Source organism: Zobellella denitrificans, assembly GCF_002237365.1.
GTDB classification, from domain to species: Bacteria; Pseudomonadota; Gammaproteobacteria; order Enterobacterales; family Aeromonadaceae; genus Oceanimonas; species Oceanimonas denitrificans.
In genome coordinates this window covers 1-5126 of the sequence record NZ_NMUO01000148.1, presented here as the reverse complement: position 1 = coordinate 5126, position 5126 = coordinate 1, and the positions used below count along the sequence as shown (strand labels likewise).

Here is a 5126-nt window from a genome sequence, read left to right as displayed (position 1 = left end):
GGTGCGCGGCGAGCGGGACTACGGCTTCCTGCTCTGGCGCAGCCGCCGCGCACTGGTGGTGCCCACCGCCTCCAGCAGTTGCTGCTCCCGGGCCAGCCCCTGCTCCGGGCCCAGCAGCGGCGGCAGGCCGCCAGGCAGAAGGTCAGGTTTGGGCAGGCTCATCGGGTTCTCCTTCCAGCAACCGGCACAGGGTGTCGAAGAAGGCGGCGGCCGGTCCGCCGTCCACCGCCCTGTGGTCGAAGGTGAGTGACAGCCCCATCAGGGAGCGCACCCGTATCTCGCCGTCGGCGCCGACCACCGGCACTCGCCGGGTTTCGCCGATACCGAGGATGGCCAGCTGCGGCAGGTTGACAACCGGGGTGAAGAAGCGCACCCGCGAGCGACCCAGGTTGGTGAGGGTGAAGGTGCCGCCGGTCATCTCGCTCACCGACAGCCGGCCGGCCCGGGCCCGCGCCACCAGCGCCTTGCGCGCCGCCGCCAGCTCGGTCAGGCTCAGCCGCTCGGCGTCGAACAGCGCCGGGGCCACCAGTTGGGTCTCGCTCAGGGCCATGGCAAAACTCAGGTGCACCGCGTCGTAATGCAGGATCTCGTTGCCCTCCAGCCGGCCGTTGAGCAGCGGATGCCGCCGCAGCGCCCGGATCAGGCCGTGGGCCAGCAGATCCTCCAGCGACACCCGGATGCCCGCCTCGTCCAGGGCTGCCTTGTGCTCCAGCAGGGCGGTGACGTCGCACTCCCCCTGGTGGCTGAGCTGGGCCGCCTCGTCCAGGCTCTTGCGCATGGCGCCGGCGATCATGGCGCGCATGCCCCGGAGCGGGGTGCGGCGGATGTCGGCAACCGCGGTCGTGGTCATGATGCGTCCTCCAGTGCGGCGATCTGCTCGCCCTTGGCGACCACCTCGTCCGCTTCCTTAAGGATACGCAGGCGGCCGGCGGCCGGGGCCAGGATGTCGTGCTGTATCTTCTGCACCATGATCTCGGCCACCACCTGGCCGGCCTCGACCGCGTCGCCGTCGGACGACAGCCAGGCGGTGATCACGGCGTCGTCGGCTTCTTCCCAGAGATCATGGGGGATGAGTATGGCGTGGCTCATGCTTGTTGCTCCTGCATCAGTTGCCGACAGGCCTGGACGACCTTGTCCGCGTTGGGCAGCGCCCATTGCTCCATCGGCGGGGTAAAGGGAATGGGAATGTCGGGAAAGGCCAGCCGTTTGGGCGGGGCCTTCAGGGCCAGGCCCCGTTCGGCGACGGAGGCGATGATCTCGCCGCTCAGCCCGAAGCTGTGGTAGTCCTCGTCCACCACCAGCAGCCGGCCGGTCCTGGCCACCGAGGCCAGCACGGTGTCGCGGTCCAGCGGCACCAGGGCGCGCAGGTCCACCACCTCGGCGCTGATGCCCTCCTCTGCCAGGAGGCGGGCCGCCTTCAGGCCGTGGTGCACCCCGGAGGTGATGCCGACGATGGTGATGTCGCGGCCTTCGCGCACCACCGCCGCCTGGCCGATGGGCAACTGGTAGGCCTCTTCCGGCACGTGGACGATGGCGTCCTTCTCGGTGCCGAGCCAGCCCATGCCCTGCAGCGCCTTGTGGAACAGGAACACCACCGGGTTGTTGTCGCGGATGGCGGCGATCATCAGCCCCTTGGCGTCGTAGGCGTTGGAGGGAGCCACCACCTTCATACCCGGCAGGTGGGCGAAGGTGGCGTGCAGGCACTGGGAATGCTGGCCGGCGTCGCTGTAGCCGCCGCCGGTGGAGGCCATCAGCACCATGGGTACCGGGATCTTGCCGCCGGAGAAGTAGGTGTTCTTGGCCATCAGGTTGTAGATGGCGTCCATGCAGACCCCGAAGAAGTCGACGAACATCAGCTCGACGATGGGCCTCATGCCGTCGGAGGCCGCCCCCACGGCGGCGCCGATAAAGGCGGTTTCCGAGATGGGGGTGTCGCGCACCCGCTCCGGGCCGAATTCGTCGTAGAGGCCGCGGGTGTTGCCGAACACCCCGCCGAGCGGGCCTATGTCCTCGCCCATCACGAACACGGTGGGATCGGTGCGCATCTCCTGGGCGATGGCCTCGGCCATGGCCCGGGCGATGGTCAGTTTGCGTTCTTTGGTGGTGGCGGTCATGATCCGGCTCCTTCTGTGGCGTGGGCCCGGCCGGGGCTCACGATGATCTTCACGTTGCGATCCTTGTTGTGTACCAGCTCCTCGAAGCCCTGCTCGATGATGTGGTCGAGCGGGATGCGCCCGGTGATCAACGGCGTGACGTCCATCCGCCCCTGATCGATCAGGGCGATGACCTCGGCGAATTCGCCGCTGTAGGCCAGGGCGCCGACCACCTGCTTCTCGGTGGCGACGATGTCGAAGAAATTGAACTCGCTCGGCTCCTCGAAGATGCCGACCAGCACGCAGCGGCCGGCCTTGCGCAGCACGTCGATGGCGAGCTTGGCGGTCTGCTTGTGACCGATGCACTCGATGGACAGGTCGGCGCCGTCGCCGCCGGTCAGTGCCTTCACCTCGGCCACCGCATCGCAGTGGGCGGGATCCAGCACCAGGCTGGCGCCCACCTCCAGCGCCTTCTGTTTGCGCGCCGTCGACATTTCCAGGGCGATGATGCGGCCGGCGCCGGCAGCCCGGGCGCACATGATGGTGCACAGCCCTATGGTGCCGGCACCCACCACCACCAGGGTCTTGCCGGTGATGTCGCCGGCCTGGCGGACTGCGTGCATGCCCACCGCCAGCGGCTCTATCAGGGCGCCCGCCTCGAGCGGAAAGCCCGCGGGCAGCCGGTACAGCAGGTTGGCGGGCACGTTGACGTATTCGGCGAAGGCGCCGTCGTTCATCAGGCCGGTGAAGGCTAGCCGCTCGCACAGATTGATCTTGCCTTCCCGGCAGTAGCGGCACTCGCCGCAGTGCTGGCAGGCGTCGGCGGTGACCCGGTCGCCGGTGGCAAAACCCGCGACGCCCTCGCCCAGGGCCACTATCTCGCCGCAGAACTCGTGGCCGAGGATGCATTGCCCCTTGAGGCCGGTGAGCGGATGGGGCTCATCGACGGGAATAAACACCGGCCCGGCCAGGTATTCGTGCAGATCGGAGCCGCAGATGCCGCACCAGTGCACCCTGATCTGGGCCCAGCCCGGTGCCGGCACCGCCGGACGCGGAACCCGCTCCAGGCGGATATCCTGGCGGCCGTGCCAGACGGCGGCGCTCATGGTGGTTGCTTGGTTCATGGTGAGATCCTCGTGCATCAGACGAATACCTTTTCCAGGGCGGCTTCCGGCGCCGGGTAGGCACTGTCCCGGGCGAAGCGGATGGCGGCGTCCACCCGCTCGCGGGCGGCCTGCACCAGGCGCTGATCTTCCGCCTCGGTCAGGGTGCCCTCTTCGAGCAGCAGGGTGCGGAAGGCGGGAATGGGATCCCTTGCCTGCAGCGCCTCCTTCTCGCCCTTGGGCCGGTAGCCCTCGGCGTCGCCCATAAAGTGGCCGGCCAGGCGGTAGGTTTCGATTTCGATAAGGCTGGGCCCCTCGCCCCGGCGGGCCCGGTCGATGGCCTCGCCCGCCGCCGCGAAGATGGCGACGGGGTCGTTGCCGGGCACGAAGGTGCCGGGCATGCCGTAGGCGGCGGCGCGGCCGTCGTTACGGTCCACCGCGGTGGACTGGCGCTTGGCCACCGAGATGCCCCAGGCGTTGTCCTCGATCACGAACACCACCGGCAGCTGCCATACCGCCGCCAGGTTCAGGGTTTCGTGGAAGGCGCCCTGGTTGGCCGCGCCTTCGCCGAGAAAGGCCACCGCCACCCCGGGTTTGCCCTGCAGCTTGCGCGACAGGGCCGCGCCCACCGCCGGGCCCATGCCCTGGGCGATGATGCCGGAGCAGGAGAAGTTCACCCGGCCGTCGAACAGGTGCATATGGCCGCCGCGGCCGCCGCTCAGCCCCGTTTCCTTGCCGAAGATCTCCGCCGCCATCTCGTTCAGGTTCACCCCCTTGGCGATGGCGATATGGTGGGGCCGGTGGGTGGCGGTGACGATGTCGCTGGCCGACAGGTGGGCACAGACCCCCACGGCGCAGGGCTCCTGGCCGTTGGACAGGTGCATTTCGCCGGGGATGGGGCCCTTGGCCATGTTGAAGGCGGGGCTCTTGCCTTCCATGTAGATCGTCTCGATCGCTTCCTCGAAGAAGCGACTGACCAGCATCTGTTGATACATCCAGTGCAATTGGGTGCGTTCGGGTTTCATATCCCCTCCTTCGCTGTGGTGATGACGAAGCAACACTCGCAAAGGCTGTGCCAAAGATGATAAAAGAGTGTTAATGGCGTGTTTACGGGCGGTGCCGGGGATCCGAGCGGTTGCTATCGGCGCCCAGGTGTTGCAGCCCTGCGACAGCTGTCGCAGCCCGGGTGTTACAGCTGTCGCAAGCTGGACGATACTGAAACAAAGGAAAGAGCAAGGAGAGGTGCCATGTCGTTACCGGATGATGCCGTTGCCCGAATGCTGGGGGAGCGCCTGGGGCCGGACAACCGGATAGCGGATCCGCAGATTGTCGGCTCCTGGCGTCGCTGCCTGGAGCAGTACCGGCTCGATCCCGGCCATGCCCATCCCCGTCCCCGGCTGAGCGCCGCCGAACTGAAGGCTCTGCGCGAGCCCCTGGACGAACTGCTGAACCAGCCGGTCCCGGCCCTGACCCGGCTGCGCCGCAGCGCCTTCGAGGCCGGCTACAACCTGCTGCTGACCGACGCCCAGGGCGTGGTGGTGGCCAGCTACCAGGATGCGGACGCCAGCCCCGAGCTGGCCCGCAAGGGCATGGCCCCCGGCTCGGTCTGGACCGAGGCCCTGGTCGGCACCAATGGCCTGGGTACCTGCCTGGCCACCGGCCAGCCCATCACCGTCTACGCGGGCGAGCATTTCGACGCCGGCCTCCACCCCTTCAGCTGCTCCACCGCTCCCCTGTTCGCCGGCGACGGCAGCCTGCTGGGGGCCATCGACATCTCCACCTACGCCCAGGGCAGCAAGGTTCGCCAGCAACTGGCCCTGGGGCTGGTGCAGCAGACCGCCGACGAGCTGGAAGCCCTGCTGTTCCGCCGCCACCACGCCGATGCCCTGCTGGTGGCGGTGAGCGCCCGGGGCCCGGTGGCGGAGCCCAC

7 protein-coding genes are annotated in these 5126 nt (G+C 68.5%); 1 reads left to right on the top strand and 6 read right to left on the bottom strand.

Features of this window, described 5'->3' with window-relative positions; translation table 11 throughout:
* Positions 1 to 18 precede the first annotated feature (18 nt).
* The 6 genes from CGX12_RS19970 to CGX12_RS18665 are packed head-to-tail and all read right to left on the bottom strand — an operon-like array spanning position 19 to position 4221.
* Positions 19 to 162: a hypothetical protein gene (locus CGX12_RS19970; RefSeq protein ID WP_176442116.1), complete on the bottom strand. Its 144-nt coding sequence runs from the start codon at positions 160 to 162 to the stop codon at positions 19 to 21.
* Positions 143 to 850 carry a 2-oxo acid dehydrogenase subunit E2 gene (locus CGX12_RS18685; protein ID WP_094041382.1) on the bottom strand — a complete coding sequence of 236 codons (708 nt, stop codon included), beginning with the start codon at positions 848 to 850 and terminating at the stop codon, positions 143 to 145. Before CGX12_RS18685 ends, CGX12_RS19970 begins: the two co-directional genes overlap by 20 nt.
* Complete coding sequence (locus CGX12_RS18680; RefSeq protein WP_094041381.1) at positions 847 to 1089, bottom strand: biotin/lipoyl-containing protein; 243 nt, start codon at positions 1087 to 1089, stop codon at positions 847 to 849. Before CGX12_RS18680 ends, CGX12_RS18685 begins: the two co-directional genes overlap by 4 nt.
* Complete coding sequence (locus CGX12_RS18675) at positions 1086 to 2114, bottom strand: alpha-ketoacid dehydrogenase subunit beta (protein WP_094041380.1); 1029 nt, start codon at positions 2112 to 2114, stop codon at positions 1086 to 1088. The genes CGX12_RS18680 and CGX12_RS18675 overlap by 4 nt, the downstream gene beginning before the upstream one ends.
* Entirely contained in the window at positions 2111 to 3217 is a 1107-nt protein-coding gene (locus CGX12_RS18670) for a 2,3-butanediol dehydrogenase (RefSeq protein WP_176442115.1), read from the bottom strand. The genes CGX12_RS18675 and CGX12_RS18670 overlap by 4 nt, the downstream gene beginning before the upstream one ends.
* Positions 3218 to 3234: 17 nt before the next feature.
* Positions 3235 to 4221, bottom strand: coding sequence for a thiamine pyrophosphate-dependent dehydrogenase E1 component subunit alpha (locus CGX12_RS18665; RefSeq protein WP_094041379.1), 987 nt, complete (start codon positions 4219 to 4221; stop codon positions 3235 to 3237).
* A 222-nt stretch (positions 4222 to 4443) separates the two neighbouring features.
* Here CGX12_RS18665 and CGX12_RS18660 point away from each other — a divergent pair.
* A partial coding sequence (locus CGX12_RS18660; protein ID WP_142995704.1) for a GAF domain-containing protein occupies positions 4444 to 5126 on the top strand: 683 nt, incomplete at its 3' end.

What these genes read in the sequence shown, in the direction of transcription:
- CGX12_RS19970 (WP_176442116.1), bottom strand. Translation starts at nt 162, where the DNA reads ATGAGCCTGCCCAAACCTGACCTTCTGCCTGGCGGCCTGCCGCCGCTG.
- CGX12_RS18685 (WP_094041382.1), bottom strand. Translation starts at nt 850, where the DNA reads ATGACCACGACCGCGGTTGCCGACATCCGCCGCACCCCGCTCCGGGGC.
- CGX12_RS18680 (WP_094041381.1), bottom strand. Translation starts at nt 1,089, where the DNA reads ATGAGCCACGCCATACTCATCCCCCATGATCTCTGGGAAGAAGCCGAC.
- CGX12_RS18675 (WP_094041380.1), bottom strand. Translation starts at nt 2,114, where the DNA reads ATGACCGCCACCACCAAAGAACGCAAACTGACCATCGCCCGGGCCATG.
- CGX12_RS18670 (WP_176442115.1), bottom strand. Translation starts at nt 3,217, where the DNA reads ATGAACCAAGCAACCACCATGAGCGCCGCCGTCTGGCACGGCCGCCAG.
- CGX12_RS18665 (WP_094041379.1), bottom strand. Translation starts at nt 4,221, where the DNA reads ATGAAACCCGAACGCACCCAATTGCACTGGATGTATCAACAGATGCTG.